At 62.8% G+C, this 16,191-nt stretch carries 9 protein-coding genes and 3 rRNA genes; 10 read left to right on the forward strand and 2 right to left on the reverse strand.

Annotation, left to right across the window (positions count from 1 at the left end):
• Positions 1 to 601 precede the first annotated feature (601 nt).
• The 4 genes from FO044_RS03405 to FO044_RS03420 all read left to right on the forward strand — a co-directional run bounded on the left by FO044_RS03405 (position 602) and on the right by FO044_RS03420 (position 6,669).
• A 16S ribosomal RNA gene (locus tag FO044_RS03405) occupies positions 602 to 2,121 on the forward strand.
• Between the two features lie 375 nt (positions 2,122 to 2,496).
• Positions 2,497 to 5,621, forward strand: a 23S ribosomal RNA gene (locus FO044_RS03410).
• A 114-nt stretch (positions 5,622 to 5,735) separates the two neighbouring features.
• A 5S ribosomal RNA gene (gene rrf / locus FO044_RS03415) occupies positions 5,736 to 5,852 on the forward strand.
• The 16S, 23S and 5S rRNA genes sit together here, the layout of an rRNA operon.
• 91 nt (positions 5,853 to 5,943) lie before the next feature.
• Positions 5,944 to 6,669, forward strand: a complete 726-nt coding sequence (locus FO044_RS03420) for a TetR/AcrR family transcriptional regulator (RefSeq protein WP_143965335.1) — start codon at positions 5,944 to 5,946, stop codon at positions 6,667 to 6,669.
• Here the strand turns inward: FO044_RS03420 and FO044_RS03425 are convergent.
• Positions 6,635 to 8,014 (reverse strand): amino acid permease, encoded by a 1,380-nt coding sequence (locus tag FO044_RS03425; RefSeq protein WP_143965336.1) that lies wholly within the window; start codon positions 8,012 to 8,014, stop codon positions 6,635 to 6,637. The genes FO044_RS03420 and FO044_RS03425 overlap by 35 nt on opposite strands.
• A gap of 43 nt (positions 8,015 to 8,057) precedes the next feature.
• Between FO044_RS03425 and FO044_RS03430 the strand changes: the two genes are divergently transcribed.
• The 5 genes from FO044_RS03430 to mfd are packed head-to-tail and all read left to right on the forward strand — an operon-like array spanning position 8,058 to position 14,553.
• Complete coding sequence (locus FO044_RS03430) at positions 8,058 to 8,606, forward strand: GNAT family N-acetyltransferase (RefSeq protein WP_143965337.1); 549 nt, start codon at positions 8,058 to 8,060, stop codon at positions 8,604 to 8,606.
• Complete coding sequence (locus tag FO044_RS03435) at positions 8,591 to 9,181, forward strand: hypothetical protein (protein WP_143965338.1); 591 nt, start codon at positions 8,591 to 8,593, stop codon at positions 9,179 to 9,181. The genes FO044_RS03430 and FO044_RS03435 overlap by 16 nt, the downstream gene beginning before the upstream one ends.
• Positions 9,182 to 9,219: 38 nt before the next feature.
• Positions 9,220 to 9,762, forward strand: coding sequence for a copper chaperone PCu(A)C (locus FO044_RS03440; RefSeq protein WP_143965339.1), 543 nt, complete (start codon positions 9,220 to 9,222; stop codon positions 9,760 to 9,762).
• On the forward strand, positions 9,759 to 10,940 hold the full coding sequence (locus FO044_RS03445) for a Dyp-type peroxidase (protein ID WP_132994105.1): 1,182 nt from the start codon (positions 9,759 to 9,761) through the stop codon (positions 10,938 to 10,940). Before FO044_RS03440 ends, FO044_RS03445 begins: the two co-directional genes overlap by 4 nt.
• Before the next feature lie 58 nt (positions 10,941 to 10,998).
• Positions 10,999 to 14,553 carry a transcription-repair coupling factor gene (gene mfd, locus FO044_RS03450; RefSeq protein WP_132994104.1) on the forward strand — a complete coding sequence of 1,185 codons (3,555 nt, stop codon included), beginning with the start codon at positions 10,999 to 11,001 and terminating at the stop codon, positions 14,551 to 14,553.
• Positions 14,554 to 14,657: 104 nt separating this feature from the next.
• On the opposite strand, the gene FO044_RS03455 is transcribed toward mfd, so the two are convergent.
• The gene (locus tag FO044_RS03455; protein WP_132994103.1) at positions 14,658 to 15,230 is read right to left on the reverse strand and encodes a TIGR03086 family metal-binding protein; all 573 of its coding nucleotides are present in this window, start codon (positions 15,228 to 15,230) and stop codon (positions 14,658 to 14,660) included.
• A gap of 140 nt (positions 15,231 to 15,370) precedes the next feature.
• Here FO044_RS03455 and FO044_RS03460 point away from each other — a divergent pair, with 140 nt between their 5' ends.
• Complete coding sequence (locus tag FO044_RS03460) at positions 15,371 to 16,183, forward strand: helix-turn-helix domain-containing protein (RefSeq protein WP_165943120.1); 813 nt, start codon at positions 15,371 to 15,373, stop codon at positions 16,181 to 16,183.
• Positions 16,184 to 16,191: the final 8 nt, after the last annotated feature.

Genomic DNA, 16,191 nt, shown 5'->3' on the forward strand with positions numbered 1-16,191 from the left:
CAACACGAACCCGACCTCGGAACCGGCGACACAACGTCACGGTGACGAATCGAAATTATGCCGAGGATTCGCGGCTGTGCGTTACGGACACGTCCGCGACCTGGCGATTTGTTGTTCTGTTCGTGGGTGTGTAACTTATGTTGAGTCCGAACGGCCCGGCCGCGAAGACGAAATCCACTTACTTCTACTCCGGTACTTCCTGTGCCGGTACGAGTAGTGGTGCGCTGGTTGAAGACCTCAGATACACGGTTTGTTGTTTGAATCGTTCTGGTGTTAAGCTGGTGGAGTTGCCCGCGAGTCGGGTGGCGAAATAATTTTGCTCTCTGGAGTTCGGCCCTTTTGTGGGGTTGGTGCTGGTGGGTGTGTGTTCTTTGAGAACTCGATAGTGTGTGATGGATTTTCTTGTGCCACATTTATTTTGTTTTGTGGCTGAGGATTTCTGTTTGTGACAAGGATGAATCTTGCCGCTTTTTTGTGGTGGGGTTTGTTGTTTTTGTGAGTAGATTTTTATCAGTCAGTTTTTTTGGATTGGTCAGGTTTTGCTTTCTGGCTTGTGTTGAAACTGCCGGCTCTTTTGGGGTTGGTGTTGTTTTGATGTTTTTTGTTGGAGAGTTTGATCCTGGCTCAGGACGAACGCTGGCGGCGTGCTTAACACATGCAAGTCGAACGGAAAGGCCCAGCTTGCTGGGTACTCGAGTGGCGAACGGGTGAGTAACACGTGGGTGATCTGCCCTGAACTCTGGGATAAGCCTGGGAAACTGGGTCTAATACCGGATATGACCACATGTCGCATGGTGTGTGGTGGAAAGCTTTTGCGGTTTGGGATGGGCCCGCGGCCTATCAGCTTGTTGGTGGGTAATGGCCTACCAAGGCGACGACGGGTAGCCGACCTGAGAGGGTGATCGGCCACACTGGGACTGAGACACGGCCCAGACTCCTACGGGAGGCAGCAGTGGGGAATATTGCACAATGGGCGGAAGCCTGATGCAGCGACGCCGCGTGAGGGATGACGGCCTTCGGGTTGTAAACCTCTTTCGCTAGGGACGAAGCGCAAGTGACGGTACCTGGAGAAGAAGCACCGGCCAACTACGTGCCAGCAGCCGCGGTAATACGTAGGGTGCAAGCGTTGTCCGGAATTACTGGGCGTAAAGAGCTCGTAGGCGGTTTGTCGCGTCGTCTGTGAAATTCTGCAGCTTAACTGCAGGCGTGCAGGCGATACGGGCAGACTTGAGTACTACAGGGGAGACTGGAATTCCTGGTGTAGCGGTGAAATGCGCAGATATCAGGAGGAACACCGGTGGCGAAGGCGGGTCTCTGGGTAGTAACTGACGCTGAGGAGCGAAAGCGTGGGGAGCGAACAGGATTAGATACCCTGGTAGTCCACGCCGTAAACGGTGGGTACTAGGTGTGGGGCTCATTTCACGAGTTCCGTGCCGTAGCTAACGCATTAAGTACCCCGCCTGGGGAGTACGGCCGCAAGGCTAAAACTCAAAGGAATTGACGGGGGCCCGCACAAGCGGCGGAGCATGTGGATTAATTCGATGCAACGCGAAGAACCTTACCTGGGTTTGACATACACCAGACGATCACAGAGATGTGGTTTCCCTTGTGGTTGGTGTACAGGTGGTGCATGGCTGTCGTCAGCTCGTGTCGTGAGATGTTGGGTTAAGTCCCGCAACGAGCGCAACCCTTATCCTGTATTGCCAGCACGTGATGGTGGGGACTTGCAGGAGACTGCCGGGGTCAACTCGGAGGAAGGTGGGGATGACGTCAAGTCATCATGCCCCTTATGTCCAGGGCTTCACACATGCTACAATGGCGCGTACAGAGGGCTGCGAGACCGTGAGGTGGAGCGAATCCCTTAAAGCGCGTCTCAGTTCGGATTGGGGTCTGCAACTCGACCCCATGAAGTCGGAGTCGCTAGTAATCGCAGATCAGCAATGCTGCGGTGAATACGTTCCCGGGCCTTGTACACACCGCCCGTCACGTCATGAAAGTCGGTAACACCCGAAGCCGGTGGCCCAACCCTTGTGGGGGGAGCCGTCGAAGGTGGGATTGGCGATTGGGACGAAGTCGTAACAAGGTAGCCGTACCGGAAGGTGCGGCTGGATCACCTCCTTTCTAAGGAGCAGACAACATACTCATTGCGTGCCCGTTTGTGGTGCGGTGGGTGTTTGTTCATGGGTGAAACACAAGATGCCTCCGTTGTTGGTGGTCCTGATGGGCTGCTGGTTGGGGGTCGATCGCTGGGTGACTGGCGGTTGGTTTATTGCACACTATCGGGGTTCTGAGGGAACACATGTTTGTGTTGTCTCTGGCTGCTCATGCGTTTCCGCCCGTGTTTGTGTGGGTGTGGGGTGTGTGGGTGTGTGTTGTTTGAGAAGTGGATAGTGGATGCGAGCATCTTGAAATATAGGTGTGTATTGCAATTTCAAAGTTTTTGTTGTGATGTCCACATTCGTGCCGCACGTGTGTGTGGTGTGTTTGTGGGTGTTGTTGTAAGTGTTTTAGGGCGTTCGGTGGATGCCTTGGTACCAGGAGCCGATGAAGGACGTGGTAGGCCGCGATAGTCCTCGGGGAGTTGTCAAACGAGCTGTGATCCGAGGGTGTCCGAATGGGGAAACCCAGCACGAGTTATGTCGTGTTACCCACTCGTGAATGTATAGCGGGTGTGGAGGGAACGTGGGGAAGTGAAACATCTCAGTACCCACAGGAAGAGAAAACAATAGTGATTCTGTGAGTAGCGGCGAGCGAAAGTGGATGAGGCTAAACCATGCGTATGTGAGACTCGGCAGGGGTTGTGCGTGTGGGGTTGTGGGGGCATTGTTATCTGTTCTGCCGGGCAGGTGGTCAGTGATAAATTTTCGTGTTAGGTGAAGTGGCCTGGAATGGTCTGCCGTAGTGGGTGAGAGTCCCGTAACCGAAAGCGCGTTGACTGGCTTCAGTGTTGCCCAAGTAGCAGCGGGCTCGTGGAATCTGCTGTGAATCTGCCGGGACCACCCGGTAAGCCTAAATACTCTCTGGTGACCGATAGCGGACTAGTACCGTGAGGGAAAGGTGAAAAGTACCCCGGGAGGGGAGTGAAATAGTACCTGAAACCGGACGCTTACAATCCGTCAGAGCCCTCGTTGTGGGGTGATGGCGTGCCTTTTGAAGAATGAGCCTGCGAGTTAGTGCTCAGTGGCAAGGTTAACCCGTGTGGGGTAGCCGTAGCGAAAGCGAGTCTGAATAGGGCGTTGAGTCGCTGGGTCTAGACCCGAAGCGGAGTGATCTACCCATGGCCAGTGTGAAGCGACGGTAAGACGTCGTGGAGGCGCGAACCCACTTCAGTTGAAAATGGAGGGGATGAGTTGTGGGTAGGGGTGAAAGGCCAATCAAACTCCGTGATAGCTGGTTCTCCCCGAAATGCATTTAGGTGCAGCGTCACGTGTTTCTTACTGGAGGTAGAGCTACTGGATGGCCGATGGGCCCTACAAGGTTACTGACGTCAGCCAAACTCCGAATGCCGGTAAGTGAGAGCGTGGCAGTGAGACTGCGGGGGATAAGCTTCGTAGTCGAGAGGGAAACAGCCCAGATCGCCGGCTAAGGCCCCTAAGCGTGTACTAAGTGGAAAAGGATGTGGGATTGCGAAGACAACCAGGAGGTTGGCTTAGAAGCAGCCATCCTTGAAAGAGTGCGTAATAGCTCACTGGTCAAGTGATCCTGCGCCGACAATGTAGCGGGGCTCAAGTACACCGCCGAAGCCGCGGCACTCACACATGTACATCGGTGCACCCTTTTGGGTGTGTCTAGTGGTGTGGGTGGGTAGGGGAGCGTCCTGCATCCGTGGAAGCGCCGGAGTGATCCAGGTGTGGAGGGTGTGGGAGTGAGAATGCAGGCATGAGTAGCGAAAGACAAGTGAGAAACTTGTCCGCCGAATGACCAAGGGTTCCTGGGCCAGGTTAATCCGCCCAGGGTGAGTCGGGACCTAAGGCGAGGCCGACAGGCGTAGTCGATGGACAACGGGTTGATATTCCCGTACCCGTGTATCCGCGCCCAATGGCGAATCATCTGTACTAACCATCCAAAAGCACCCTTTGTGCTCCTTCGGGAGTGTTCTGGGTGTGGCTGCATGGGACCTTGGATGTAGTAGTCAAGCGATGGGGTGACGCAGGAAGGTAGTGGGGCCAGTCAGTGGTTGTACTGGTGTAAGCCTGTAGGGCGAGATATAGGTAAATCCGTGTCTTGTGTGCCTGAGAGGTGATGCGTAACCGTAGTGGTGAATTCCATGATCCTATGCTGCCGAGAAAAGCCTCTAGTGAGTTGGTACATGGCCCGTACCCCAAACCGACACAGGTGGTCAGGTAGAGAATACTAAGGCGATCGAGAGAACTGTGGTTAAGGAACTCGGCAAATTACCCCCGTAACTTCGGGAGAAGGGGGACCACGGCTGGTGATCGACTTTTCGTTGTGAGCTGGTGGTGGTCGCAGAGACCAGAGAGAAGCGACTGTTTACTAAAAACACAGGTCCGTGCGAAGTCGTAAGACGATGTATACGGACTGACGCCTGCCCGGTGCTGGAAGGTTAAGAGGACCGGTTAACCACCTTGTGTGGTGAAGCTGAGAATTTAAGCCCCAGTAAACGGCGGTGGTAACTATAACCATCCTAAGGTAGCGAAATTCCTTGTCGGGTAAGTTCCGACCTGCACGAATGGCGTAACGACTTCTCTGCTGTCTCAACCACAGACTCGGCGAAATTGCAGTACGAGTAAAGATGCTCGTTTCGCGCGGCAGGACGAAAAGACCCCGGGACCTTCACTATAGCTTGGTATTGGTGTTCGGTACGGTTTGTGTAGGATAGGTGGGAGACTGTGAAGCTATCACGCTAGTGGTGGTGGAGTCGTTGTTGAAATACCACTCTGATCGTATTGGGCTTCTAACCTCGGACCCTGATCGGGTTCAGGGACAGTGCCTGGTGGGTAGTTTAACTGGGGCGGTTGCCTCCCAAAATGTAACGGAGGCGCCCAAAGGTTCCCTCAGCCTGGATGGCAATCAGGTGTTGAGTGTAAGTGCACAAGGGAGCTTGACTGTGAGACGTACATGTCGAGCAGGGACGAAAGTCGGGACTAGTGATCCGGCACCGGCAAGTGGAAGCGGTGTCGCTCAACGGATAAAAGGTACCCCGGGGATAACAGGCTGATCTTCCCCAAGAGTCCATATCGACGGGATGGTTTGGCACCTCGATGTCGGCTCGTCGCATCCTGGGGCTGGAGTAGGTCCCAAGGGTTGGGCTGTTCGCCCATTAAAGCGGCACGCGAGCTGGGTTTAGAACGTCGTGAGACAGTTCGGTCTCTATCCGCCGCGCGCGATTAGAAACTTGAGGAAACCTGTCCCTAGTACGAGAGGACCGGGACGGACGAACCTCTGGTGTGCCAGTTGTCCTACCAAGGGCACTGCTGGTTAGCTACGTTCGGAAGGGATAACCGCTGAAAGCATCTAAGCGGGAAGCCTGTTCCAAGATGAGGTTTCTCACCAACTTTGTTGGGTAAGGCCCCCTACAGACCATGGGGTTGATAGGCCAGAACTGTACGCACAGTAATGTGTTGAGGTGACTGGTACTAATAGGCCGAGGACTTACTAACAACACTCACATTATTTTTTGTGTGTCTCGCATCCACTATCTACTTTCTGAAACAACACACCCATCCAAGACCCTCGAATTCGGGGGTTGTGGGTGGTGGATAGTTTCATATTGTTTCGGTGGCCATAGCGGAGGGGAAACGCCCGGCCCCATTCCGAACCCGGAAGCTAAGCCCTCCAGCGCCGATGGTACTGCACCCTAACCAGTGTGGGAGAGTAGGACACCGCCGAACTAATCGTGAGTAGAGCCCCCACCACTGGTGGGGGCTCTACTGCTATCTGTGGACGGTTCGAACAGTCGTCGCCGGTCGTTAGACTGACTGCATGGCTATCGACAGGCCGGCGGACGACGCCGAAGTAGTGGTGAAAGCCCCACGTGCACGGATGACGGGCGCGCAGCGTCGTCTGCAGCTGATCGAGGTCTCCCGTGGATTGTTCGCCGAACGCGGGTTCGAGGGAACCTCGATCGAGGAGATCGCCCAGCGGGCCGGTGTCTCGAAGCCGATCGTCTACGAGCACTTCGGCGGCAAGGAAGGTCTGTACGCGGTGGTCGTCGACCGCGAGATGGACAAACTCCTCGAGATGGTGACGTCGTCACTCACGAAGAACCGGTCGCTGTATCGGATCCAGCAGGTGGCGCTCGCGCTCCTGACGTACATGGAGGAGCGAACCGACGGCTTCCGCATCCTCATGCGCGGTGAGGCGGCCGGTGGCGATGCGGGGGAGACGCGGTACTCGAGCCTGTTGAATGACGCGGTGAGCCAGGTGGAGCACATTCTCGCCAGCGATTTCGAACGTCGTGGATTCGACCCGGCACTCGCGCCCATGTACGCGCAAGCGCTCGTCGGCATGGTGTCGGTGACTGCTCAGTGGTGGCTGGATGTTCGTGAGCCACCTAAGGAAGTGGTGGCCGCCCATCTGGTCAATCTCTGCTGGAACGGACTGACCCGATTGGATCCGAAGCCGATGCTCGTCGACTCTGATCACCGGGACACGGTGCAGACCACGGTGGGTCCTACGGTGACGCCCGTTGCAGACGCCGGTGATTGAGGAGTCCGGCCACCCACAGGACGACGGCGAGAATCGCCGTCGAGATGATCCGGTCGCGCACCGTGTCGGTGGTGAGTCCGAGAACGACGATGGCGATCAGTGCGATGAGGGTCGCCACCGACAGGTAGGGATACGCCCACATGCGCATGGGCAAGTCGGTGCCCATGCGGTCGGCGCGTCGTCGTAGAACGATCTGTGCGGCGGTGATCGCCAACCAGGTGACCAGCAGAGTGGAGCCGACGAGCTGCAGCAGTCGGTCGAGGACCTGGCTGCCCCACAGGTACGTTGCCGGAACCACGAGGAAACCGACTACCACGCTCGCGAGCACGGAGACATAGGGAACGCCGTTGCCCGCGGTCCTCATCGTCACGCTGGGCGCCATGTGTCGCGCTCCGAGGGAAAACAGCATGCGGGAGGCACCGTACAGGTTGACGTTCAGTGCGGAGAGCAGGGCGACGACGATGATGGTGCCCATGGTGGCTGCGACAGCGGGAAGGCCCGCTTCCTCGAGGACACCGACGAAAGGTCCGGTTTCCATGCGTTCGTCCGCGAGTGGCAGGACGAGCAGGATGATGAGCACGGATCCGACGTAGAAGACCAGGATGCGCCAGACGATGGTGCGGATCGCGCGTGTGACGCTGCGGCCAGGATCGTCGGTCTCGGCGGCGGCTACGGCGATGATCTCGATGCCGCCGAAGGCGAAGGCGATGACCAGCAGGGCGGCGGCGACCCCGCCGACTCCGTTCGGCATCAGTTCCCCGATGTTGTCCATTCCGGGCGACGGCTCGGTCAGCCACCCGAAGAGGAACGCCGCTCCGAGGGCGAGGAACACCACGATGAACGCCACCTTGATGAGCGCGAACCAGAACTCCAGTTCGCCGAAGTTGGAGACGCCGGTGAGATTCAGGATCGTGAAGACGATCATGAACACGAGGGCCCATCCCCAGGCAGGGAGCAGCCCGATGAGGGCGTTCAGGCCTTCGGCGGCCGCAAGCGATTCGGCGGCGACGACGATTGCCATCTGAATCCACCAGAGCCAGCCCATCATGAAGCCGGCGCCCGGCCCGAGAGCCTTGCCGACGTAGTACGAGAAGGCGCCGGGATTCGGGTCAGCTGCGGCGAGTTCGCCGAGCATCCGCATCACCGAGACGACGATCAGGCCGATGATCGCGTAGGCGAGGAGCGCAGCCGGACCGGCGAGTGTGATGCCCTGACCCGATCCGACGAAGAGGCCGGCGCCGATCGCTGAGCCGAGGCTCATCATGATCAGGTGCCGGGGCCGCAAGCCGCCGTGCAGCTTCCCCTCAGCGCCGTCGGGGGTGTGATCTCGTACGGAATCGCCCATTCGATAGACCTTAGTCGCGAGGTGGTACGACAGAATCGACGACATGCTCTTGATTCGCGCGGCGCGCCCCGATGATTGCGAGGCAGTCGCTTACATCTACCGGTATTACGTGGAGAACTCGGTGGCGTCATTCGATTACGAGGCGCCCGACGTCGCCTGCTGGCGAGATCGTCTGGCGTCGACGTCGGCGGCCGGACGTCCGTTCCTCGTCGCTGAGGATCCGGACCTTGAGGATCCGGAGCTCGGACCGGGAATCATCGGCTACGCGTACCTCGGCCCGTATCGCGGGAAGACCGGCTGGAACTGGACCGCAGAGAACAGCATTTACCTGCTCCCCGTGGCGGCCGGACGTGGGATCGGAACCACCCTGCTGCAGGCGCTCGTCGCCGCGACCGACCCGTCCGTGGTGCGCAACATCATGGCGGTGATCGCGGACGAGGTCCCGGCGTCCATCGCGATCCATGAACGGGTCGGCTTCGTCGAGGTCGGCCGCTCACCCGGCGTCGGTTACAAGTTCGGCCGGTGGGTCGGCTGCGTGTACCTGCAGCTCCGACTCCCATTGGTATCCTCACGCACGTGCCCATCCGCCTGACAACTGCCGATTTGCCGGTCGATCCGGTGATGCACGGCGTGCTGGCGACGATCGTGTCGACGGTTCTGGGAATCGCCGCGCACGGGTTCGGCGGTGGATTCGACGGGCACGGCCTCTCCACAGCGCACGTGGTGGTGCTGGCCGCACTCGCAGTGGTCGTCGGTGTGGTGCGGGCCGGACAGGTTCGGGCGGTGGAGCGTCGCCGGTCGCAGGGCAGGCTCGCGGTGGGATGGAGCGGCACCGCCGCAGCGCTTGTCGGCGGACAGGTCACGGCGCACGGCGCGCTGACGATGCTCGGGCACGGCGCGCACGGTGGTTGGTCTGCCCTGCTCCCGGACACCGGAATGCTCGCCTGGCACGTCCTCGCACTCCCCGCCGCTGTGGCGGTTCTGGTGGTCGCGGAGCGTCTCGCACGTGTCTGCCAGTCGCGGATCACCGTGATCCAGCGTCTCGCCGTCGGTTTCGGCTCCGCTGACGAGCCGGCGCGGGCCCCGGTCGTCGGGTGTGCGGTGCATGCGCGCTCGATCCTCCGCTCGACGGCTGCGGGGATCCGCGGGCCGCCGGCAATGGTCTGAAATTCGACTTTCACACCCTTGCTGACAGAGGAGAACTCATGGCACGGCGCCATATCCTGCGCTCGGCCCGACTGACCGCACTCGCGGCAGCGACCGTCGCATCCATCGCACTACTCGGTGCGTGCTCCACCGATTCCACCGACAACAGCCCGGAAGCCGACGCGGTCACCGTGTCCGTTCAGTGGGTCAAGGCCGTCGAAGGCGATTCCCCCGGTGGTGGGATGACCGCGGCGTTCGCGAAGATCGCCAACGGCTCCGACCGCGATGTCCGGATCGTCTCCGCGTCGAGCGGCGTATCCGAACAGGTTCAGCTCCACGAAGTGGTGGACTCCGGCGGGACCACCACGATGAAGGAGAAGGACGGCGGGTTCGTGGTTCCGTCGAACGGATCGCTGACCATGACGCCGGGCGGTGAGCACTTCATGTTCATGGGCGTGCAGCGCCCGATCCGTGCAGGCCAGCAGGTGGCGATCACGGTCCGGTTCGCGGACGGATCCACCACACGCGTCGATGCGCTGGCACGCGATTTCGACGGCAATCAAGAGAACTACTCGCCGGATCATTCCGGCGAGCATCGGTGACGGGCCGCAAGCCCGCACGGATCTCCCGAAGGACCCTGCTGACCGGTGGTGCCGGTCTGGCGGGGCTCGGCGTCGGCGCTGTCGCCGTCGGGGTCGGTCACGAACTGTCCGGCCCCGACTCGGCGGAGTCCGCCGGGCAGCAGACGCTGCCCTTCTTCGGCGAGCATCAGTCGGGCATCGCGACACCGATGCAGGCGCACGCCGCGTTTCTCGGCATCGACCTCCTCGATCCCGCGGATCACGTCACGCTGCAAGGATTCCTGCGTATGTGGAGTCAGGACGCCGCGAACCTCGTGCAGGGGAAGCCGGGCTTCTCCGACACCGAACAGGAGTTGGGGACGGCGCCGAGTCGTCTGTCGGTGGCGGCGGGTCTGGGTCCCCGCGTGTTCACCTCACCGACGCTCGCGCCGCGGCGGCCGTCGTGGCTCGCGCCGTTGCCCGCCTTCGCGATCGACCGGCTCGACGAGCGCTGGGGTCAGACCGATCTGGTGGTGGCGGTGGCCTCCGACGACCCGATGACGCTCGCGCATGCGGTGCGTGTGGTGGTCGCGCCGATCCGCCGCCGCTGTCGGCTGCGGTGGACGCAGCAGGGCTTCCACCACGACCGCAATCTGTTCGGTCAGGTGGACGGCACCGTGCAGCCCGCCGACGACCGGTACGACGATCTGGTGTGGGACGACGGCTCCGACCAGCAGTGGATGGCGGGCGGCACGTCGCTCGTCCTGCGTCGAATCGCGATGAACATGGACACCTGGGAGGCGATCGACCGTCCCGGCCGGGAGTTGTCGCTGGGAAGGACCCTCGACAACGGTGCACCGCTGACCGGCACCGCCGAACACGACGAGCCGAACTTCAGCGCCACGCGTGGCGGCATCCCGGTGATCCCAGCGGAGTCGCACATCGCGCGTGCGCATCAGCGGACCGATCGGGAGCAGTTCGTGCGGCGTCCGTACAGCTACGACCTGGCGCCTGAACCCGGCGAATCGTCAAACAGCGGGCTGATCTTCGCGACCTATCAACGGGATCCGGTCGCGCAGTTCGTGCCGGTGCAGCAGCGGCTGTCCGATCATGACGCGCTCAACGAGTGGACCACGCCGATCGGGTCGGCGGTGTACGCGATGCTGCCCGGTGCGAGTCGGGACGGCTACCTGGGTGAGACGTTGTTCGGGAGCGAATAGAATGGCGTGAGTGTCGACTCCCGCTCCAGATTCAGATGCCCAGACGGCAGGTTCTCACGTGCCCGGCTCCCTGTCGGGCCTGACGGCTCTCGCGCTGCGTGACGCTGCATTCGAGGCGGTGCGCGAGCGAGCGGGCCGCTCACGTCTGAGTATCACCGCGCCCGATGCGGTGCGCCCGTTCCTGGTAGCGGGCCTGGCGAGCGATGCGCAGGCGCCGATCCTGGTGGTGACGGCGAACGGTCGTGAGGCCGACGACCTGACGGCCGAGCTTGCCGAGATGCTGCCGGAGCGTTCGACCGTCGCGCAGTTCCCGTCGTGGGAGACGCTCCCGCACGAGCGACTGTCGCCGAGCGCCGACACGGTCGGCGCTCGGTTGGCGGTGTTGCACCGTCTCGCGTCGCCGGGGGACGATCCGCTGCGCGTCGTGGTGACCACGGTGCGTTCGCTGGTGCAGCCGATGGCTCCGGGGCTCGGCCGGCTCCGGACCATGACGCTGAGCGAGGGCGTGGAGTTCGAGTTCGAGGTCTTGATCGAGCAACTCGTGGAGATGGCGTACGAGCGTGTCGACATGGTGGGCCGCCGCGGCGAGTTCGCGGTCCGCGGCGGCATCCTCGACGTGTTCCCGACGACCGCCGACTTCCCGGTGCGCGTGGAGTTCTGGGGCGATGAGATCACCGATATGCGCGCGTTCAGCGTCGCCGATCAGCGGACGCAGCCGGAGGTCGACGCGTCGAGCGTGTCGATTCACCCGTGTCGCGAGCTGGTGCTCACCGAGCAGGTGCGCGATCGAGCGGCCGAGTTGGCGGGCACCACCAGCGACGAGGCGCTGCGCGAGATGCTGACGAAGCTCGCCGAGGGCATTCCCGTCGAGGGCATGGAGGCGCTGATCCCCGCGTTGGTCGAGGGGAAGATGCAGTTGCTCAGCGAGGTGATGCCCGAGGGCACCCGCGTGCTGGTGCTCGATCCGGAGAAGGTCCGGACCCGCGCCGTCGACCTCGCGCGGACCGGCGAGGAGTTCCTGGAGGCGTCGTGGAACGCGGCGGCTCTCGGTGCCGATGCGCCGGTCGACGCCACGGCCATCGACCTCACCGCGAGCGCCTACCGTCCGGTCGCCGAGGTGGAGGAGGCCACCGTCGGTGCCGGCAGGTCGTGGTGGACGCTCAGTCCGCTCGAGACCGGCAGCGGCGACGAGCTCGTCCTCGACGTGCATCCGGGTCCGGCTCCGCACGGCGATGAGAAGGAGCTGTCGGCGTTCATGTCGTCGCTCCGTGCGCAGTTGGCGTCGGGTGGTCGTGCGGCGCTGGTCGCGGCGGGCAAGGGCACGGCGCAGCGGTTCGTCGAACGTCTCGGTGAGGCCGAGGTGCCCGCGCGGCTGGTCGCCGAGGGGCAGGAGGCGCCGGCCGATGCGGTCGCCGTCTATCACGGCATCCTCCGTCGCGGCGTGGTGTTCTCGTCGGCGCAGCTCGTGGTCGCGACTGAGGCCGACATCACAGGTGCGCGCGTCGTCGGAGTCAAGGACGGTCGTCGTCTGCCGGCGAAGCGACGCAACCAGGTGGATCCGCTCGCGCTGACGGCGGGCGACATGGTGGTCCACGACCAGCACGGCATCGGCAAGTTCGTGGAGATGATCGAGCGCACCGTGTCCGGCGCGCGTCGCGAGTACCTGGTCATCGAGTACGCGCCGGGTAAGCGCGGCCAGCCGGGGGACCGGTTGTTCGTGCCGATGGAGTCGCTCGACCAGTTGTCGCGCTACGTCGGCGGTGAGCAGCCGTCGCTGAGCAAGCTCGGCGGATCCGACTGGGCAAACACGAAACGTAAGGCGCGCAAGGCCGTTCGCGAGATCGCGGGTGAGCTGGTGCAGCTGTACGCGGCACGCCACGCGGCCCCCGGGTTCGCGTTCGGTCACGACACTCCGTGGCAGCGTGAGATGGAGGACGCCTTCGATTACACCGAGACCGTCGACCAGATGACGGTGATCTCCGAGGTCAAGAACGACATGGAGCGGGCGGTCCCGATGGACCGGGTCATCGTCGGCGACGTCGGCTACGGCAAGACCGAGATCGCGGTGCGCGCTGCGTTCAAGGCGGTGCAGGACGGCAAGCAGGTGGCGGTGCTGGTGCCGACCACGATCCTCGCCGATCAGCATCTGCAGACCTTCCGTGACCGCATGGGCGGATTCCCGGTGAAGGTGCGCGGACTCTCACGGTTCACCTCCGCCGCAGAATCGAAGGAGGCCATCGCGCAGATGGCCGACGGCGAGGTCGACATCGTGATCGGCACGCACCGGCTGCTCCAGACCGGTATCCGCTGGAAGGACCTCGGTCTGGTGATCGTGGACGAGGAGCAGCGGTTCGGCGTCGAGCACAAGGAGCACATCAAGGCGCTGCGCACACATGTCGACGTGCTGACCATGTCGGCGACGCCGATCCCGCGAACGCTCGAGATGTCGATGGCGGGCATCCGTGAGATGTCGACCATTCTGACTCCGCCTGAGGAACGACATCCCGTGCTCACCTATGTGGGCCCGTACGCGTCCAAGCAGGTGGGTGCCGCGATCCGCCGTGAGCTGCTGCGCGACGGCCAGGTGTTCTTCGTGCACAACCGGGTGTCGACGATCGACAAGGTGGCCAAGGACATCGCGAACATGGTGCCCGAGGCGAAGGTCGTCGTCGCGCACGGTCAGATGGGCGAGGACCAGCTGGAGCGCACGGTGGACGCGTTCTGGAACCGCGAGTACGACGTGCTGGTCTGCACGACGATCATCGAGACCGGCATGGACATCTCGAATGCGAACACACTGATCGTCGACCGCGCCGAGAACTTCGGGCTGTCGCAGCTTCACCAGCTGCGCGGGCGAGTGGGACGTTCCCGTGAGCGCGGCTACGCGTACCTGCTGTACAGCGGGGAGAAACCGCTGACGGAGACGGCGTACGACCGGCTGGCGACGATCGCGCAGAACAACGAGTTGGGCGCGGGCATGGCCGTTGCGCTCAAGGACCTGGAGTTGCGCGGTGCCGGAAACGTGCTCGGTGCGCAGCAGTCGGGTCACGTGGCGGGCGTCGGGTTCGATCTGTACGTGCGTCTGGTCGGCGAGGCCGTCGAAGCGTATCGCGCTGCGGCGGATGGGACTTCGGTGCAGACACAGGAGACGGGGGAGGTGCGGATCGACCTGCCGGTGGATGCGCACATCCCCACCGAGTACGTGGAGGCCGACCGGCTGCGTCTGGAGGCGTACCGGAAGCTGGCGTCGGCGACGAGCGACGCGGACGTGGACGAGGTACTCGCCGAGCTGGAGGACCGTTACGGTCCGCCGCCCGAGGAGACGCGGCGTCTGTCCGCGATCGCCAGGCTGCGACTGCGGTGCCGCGAGCGCGGGGTAGCCGAGATCGGTCTGGCCGGTCAGTCGGTCCGCATCTCACCGATGCTGCTGCTCGACAGCCAGCAGATCCGCCTGAAGCGCATGTACTCGTCGGCGTCGTACCGTGCCACGACCCACGTGGTGACCCTCCCGATCCCGCGCACCGCGGGGATGGGTTCGCCTCGTATCCGTGACACCGACCTCATCGACTACCTGGTGACCTTCCTCCAGGCGATCGTGCCGGTGGAGGATTGACTCGTCACCCGTCGGAGTGGCATTTCCTCTCGATGATTGAGTGACGACGCCGCGAGCTTGCGAGCGTCGACGGCGAATCGAAATCACCCGTCACGCGCCCCCGATCACCCGGCAACCCAACCCGGGTCCCGACCCGACAACCCGACGAGCCGGTCCAACGCCGCCGCATCGCCGGTAACCTCTACCCGCGGCCCGAACGTCTTTCCTTCCCCTTGGAAGTCGGGCGTCAGCATCGCCGGCGCGAATTCGAGCGACGCCTGCACGCCGTCCTCAGCGGGGGCCCACTCCACCCCGGCGGCGCGCGCCAGGTCCCATCCGTGAACCTGGTACTCCCACAGGATCATCGACGCCGCCATGTCGCCGGGCATGCCGGCCCCGCCGATCTTGAGTGAATGGGCGAGTGCGTCGGGCAGGGCGTCGGCGAGGCGGGCGGCATTGGCCCGCACCTGGTCGGCGCCGGACCCTTCCACGGTGACGGCGTCCGGGTCACTGCAGGTGTGATCCTCGGCCGTGTACCCGTCGGTGAACGCGGTGAGCCATCCGACGACGTGTTGGCGAAGCTTCTGAAAGTCGAAATCGGTGCACGGTGTCGGCGCGGTGGGCGGCGTGTCCGCAGTCCGGTCGAGGAGGTCGGCGAGTTGGTCGAGGACGCGAAGCAGAGCGGCTGAGGTATCCATGCATTCGACGCTATGCCCGCGGTGGCCGTCGCTCTTGAAGATTCGCGACAGTGCTGACCGGCGTTCGAGGCTAGTTTTGAACTGTGCAGTGGACTGGAGACACGCGAGGGATCCTTGCACCGGGGCGGATGTTCTCGGTGGTGGATTTCAAGCGTTATCCGGCGCCCGCTGAACTCGACGGCCTGATCGATTGGTTCTGGTCGGTGCGATGGGACCTTCCGGCCGGGACGCGACACCGGCAGCCGCTCATCGCCACCCCGGCCGTCAATGTGAGCGTCGGTACGTCGCCGCCCCCTGGTGACGATCCGCCGCCCGGGCCGTACCCGTTGGGCACGCAGGTGAACGGCGTGACCACCGCGGTGACGGTGCGGTCTTTGTCGGGGAGCGGATGGAATGTCGCAGCCAAGACGACCACCGGCGGTTTCGGTGCCTGGGTGGACGATGTGCACGCATTGAACGACGCGCACCTGCCGACGGCTGCGGTGCTGCCCGTCGATGATGGCCTCGCGTTGCGCGTCGCGGGCATCGCTTTCGGCGTTGGGAGAATGGCGCCGATCGCCGAGGAGTTGGTGCGGCTACTGGATGCTCGGCCACGTGCTCGCATCGACCGCGCCCGCGAGGTGTCGGCCGTCGCGTCGGCCGCCGAGAACGACCGCACGATCCGCACCGTCGACCAGTTGGCCAAGCTCGGCGGTGTCACGTCCCGCACCCTTCAGCGAATGTTCGATGCATGCGCCGGAGTCTCGCCGACGTGGGTGATCCGTCGCTTCCGCTTGATCGACGCCGCCGAGCACGTTCGCGACGGTCGACCGCCGGATTGGGCAGCGTTGGCCGCCGACCTCGGCTACTCCGATCAGGCGCACCTGACCCGCGACTTCACCGCGACGCTGGGAACGTCCCCGGCCTCCTACGCCGCCGGCAACCGCGGTGTCGGTGCCCCAGTCGCTGATTGAGCGACGAC

The organism is Gordonia zhaorongruii (assembly GCF_007559005.1).
Classification (GTDB): Bacteria; Actinomycetota; Actinomycetes; order Mycobacteriales; family Mycobacteriaceae; genus Gordonia; species Gordonia zhaorongruii.